The following is a 2667-nucleotide window of genomic DNA, read 5'->3' as shown; positions in this document are numbered from 1 at the left end:
TTTTTATATTGTTTTTTGTGATAAAAGTTTTTGGTATGATTCTGAGAGCCTTCTCGCAACGAGGTACGGTCAGTGTTTAAGGATAACGCGGTAACAAATGGAGTCGCTATTGTAGTAATTACCTACAATCCTGATCTTGCTGAGTTTTACGTAAACTTGAGTAGTTATATTTCGCAAGTTTGTAAGGTTTTTATTGTGGATAATTCGACAAGTGAGTTCGCACGACGAGCTCTAGTCGAACTAGCCATGGAAGATACTCGAATCGAGCTTCTTCAACAGACCGAGAATGTCGGTATTGCTCGAGCCCAAAATGTCGGGATTATTAAAGCCACCGCTGCGGGCTTTAAGTTCGTCTTGGAAATGGATCAGGATTCATCACTGCCGGCTGAGTACGTTTCCTCAATTGTCACATCGTTCAATGAACTGGTAACTAAAGGTGCGCAGGTTGCTGGCGTCGGTCCGCTCGCGGTTAATGCTTCAACAGACCATGTATATGATGGGCTTTCTCGAGGAGAAGGTCTGAAGCAGGTTGAATATACGCTGAGTTCTGGATTTTTAATATCAACTGACGTATTCAGTGTTGTGGGAGTCAAAAGAGAAGAGTTATTCATTGATTTCGTAGACTGGGAGTGGTGTTGGCGTGCGGCGGAAAAAGGATATAAGAGCTTTGTTGACTCGAAACTTGAAATAGGTCATATGCTAGGAGAGGGGCACGTAAAGTTACTTTTCTGGTGGGTCGGTAAACCAAGTCCAATTCGGCATTATTATCAATACAGAAACTTTATTTTTTTACTTCGGCAGGCATATGTACCGGCTAAGTGGAAGCTTAAATATTCATTAGTATTCATTGTGAAGCTATTTGTTTATATTGCGTTTTTCGATCAGAAAAAACTGAGGCTTGCTTATGTACTAAGAGGGCTCAAGGATGCCTGTCGCGGCAAAATGGGGCCCTTTTAATAATTATTGCTTTGCTGATTACTCAGCGCGTGGAGTATATATGCAAGATGTAAAGTTTTCGGTTTTGATGTCGGTCTATGCTCGAGAAAAATCTCAATATCTCCGTGAGTGCCTTGCTAGCATGGTCGATCAGATTTGCCCTCCGACCGAAATCGTGGTGGTTGAGGATGGGCCGATATCAAAAGAATTATCGGATGAAATTGATGTATTCAGGGAAAAGCTGAATATTATTTCCGTAAAGCTTGATGCCAACGTCGGCCTTTCTGCTGCATTAAATGAAGGTCTTAAGCACTGTCGTTATGAACTCGTCGCTAGAATGGATACTGACGATGTTAGGCTCTGTACGTAAAGTATTGTCGCAAGCACCGCATAGCGCAGGCCAATGAGACCATCGCCGCAAAACTTGTTGCGAGCTTGTCGAAGCGCGTCACGATGCGACGGTTCTCCTTCAGCCAGCCAAACATGCGTTCGATGATGTTGCGCTGCCGATATTTGGGGCGATCAAAAAGTCGAGGCAATCCTGGCTTGGTTTTGCGCTTCATGCTTCGCAACGGAATGACTGGCTGCATGCGATAACGATCACAATACTGGCGCAGCGCTTCAGCGTCGTAACCCTTGGCAGCCAGCAACCAGCGGCAACGCTTGCGTGGGCGGCCGCGCAGGCTGGGTATGCAAGCCTGATCGAGTAGCGGTTGGGCATAGGCTATATCGCTGGCTTGTCCGCCTGACAACAGGAAACGCAGAGGCACACCATTGGCGTCGCACAGCATGTGAATCTTGGTCGTCAGGCCACCCCGGCTGCGCCCGAGCGCGTGGTCTTGCGGTTCTTCAAATCCCCTTTTTTCCCGGCACCTGATGAGGCCCGGGTTGCTCGTACGGCAGTGGAGTCGATCATCCATGTTTCCAAGTCAATCAAACCCTGCTCATTCAATCGGATATGAAGACGCTTGAGCATCTGATCAAAAGCTCCGCAATCACGCCATCCCCGGAACCGTTGATAGATCGTTGACCAAGGGCCGAATCGTTCGGGCATGTCTCGCCAGGCTGCGCCAGAGCAAAGCACCCAGAGAATACCGTTTAGCATCAGGCGATCATCGGCCCGAGGGCGCCCGGTGCGCTGATTTTTGGTGAAGATATCTGCAACCAGATCCCAGGCTGCGTCGGGGAGTTCATACCGCTTTGCCATCTTGGCCTCCTGGCTTTAATGGCGGTGTATTTTACAGAAAATCGTATTTCTTGGGTTTACGTACAGAGCCTAGTCTGCCTGCGCGTTTTCTACGGCAAATTGATTATATGCAAAGATTTCCTCAAGTCGCAGTTTCAAGCGCGTGGATTGAGGAGCGTAACCAGGATATGACTCTTGTCCGGAGCATACGCCGGCTGCCTGAGCACCATTCTGATATTGTCAGTTTTGCAAAACGGCGCAGCCCAGTCAGCCATCCCGCAGTTATGTTTAGAAAATCTGCAGTTCTAGCGGTGGGCGGCTATCCATCGGTTTTCCCTGAGGACTATGGGTTGTGGTCTGTCATGATCGTCCGGGGATATGAGTTTGCAAACATTCAAGAGGTGTTACTACTCATGCGCACAGGGGAAGATTTTATTACACGTCGAGGAATCAATTTTCTGAAGGGTGAGTTGAAACTTTTGGCGTTTCAGCGGAAAATCGGTTTTTTGACAAACTCTGATTATGTCATGAACTATATCATTCGT

Annotated in this window: 3 protein-coding genes and 1 pseudogene; 3 read left to right on the top strand and 1 reads right to left on the bottom strand. The window is 47.5% G+C overall.

Going from position 1 to position 2667, the window contains the following annotated elements; all coding sequences use genetic code 11:
* The first annotated feature begins 72 nt into the window (after positions 1-72).
* Positions 73-957, top strand: a complete 885-nt coding sequence (locus GIW04_RS29690) for a glycosyltransferase family 2 protein (protein ID WP_082239721.1) — start codon at positions 73-75, stop codon at positions 955-957.
* Between the two features lie 40 nt (positions 958-997).
* Positions 998-1306 (top strand): glycosyltransferase, encoded by a 309-nt coding sequence (locus GIW04_RS29685; protein WP_236270328.1) that lies wholly within the window; start codon positions 998-1000, stop codon positions 1304-1306.
* On the opposite strand, the gene GIW04_RS29680 is transcribed toward GIW04_RS29685, so the two are convergent.
* Positions 1290-2143, bottom strand: a protein-coding gene (locus GIW04_RS29680) for an IS5 family transposase (protein ID WP_236479528.1) whose coding sequence is annotated in 2 segments (ribosomal slippage) — positions 1290-1799 and positions 1802-2143 — 852 coding nt in all. Because the reading frame shifts where the segments join, the coding sequence is not laid out codon by codon here. The genes GIW04_RS29685 and GIW04_RS29680 overlap by 17 nt on opposite strands.
* A gap of 50 nt (positions 2144-2193) precedes the next feature.
* On the opposite strand from GIW04_RS29680, the pseudogene GIW04_RS29675 reads away from it, so the two are divergent.
* Positions 2194-2667: pseudogene (locus GIW04_RS29675) on the top strand (glycosyltransferase); the annotation flags it as partial.

This window comes from Pseudomonas sp. PA-4-8C, assembly GCF_021606625.1.
GTDB classification, from domain to species: Bacteria; Pseudomonadota; Gammaproteobacteria; order Pseudomonadales; family Pseudomonadaceae; genus Aquipseudomonas; species Aquipseudomonas lactis.
Note: the sequence above shows the minus strand (reverse complement) of the source record. Positions and strands in the feature narration are given on the sequence as shown.

Coding starts and splice junctions, on each gene's coding strand:
- GIW04_RS29685 (WP_236270328.1), top strand. CDS start 998: ATGCAAGATGTAAAGTTTTCGGTTTTGATGTCGGTCTATGCTCGAGAA.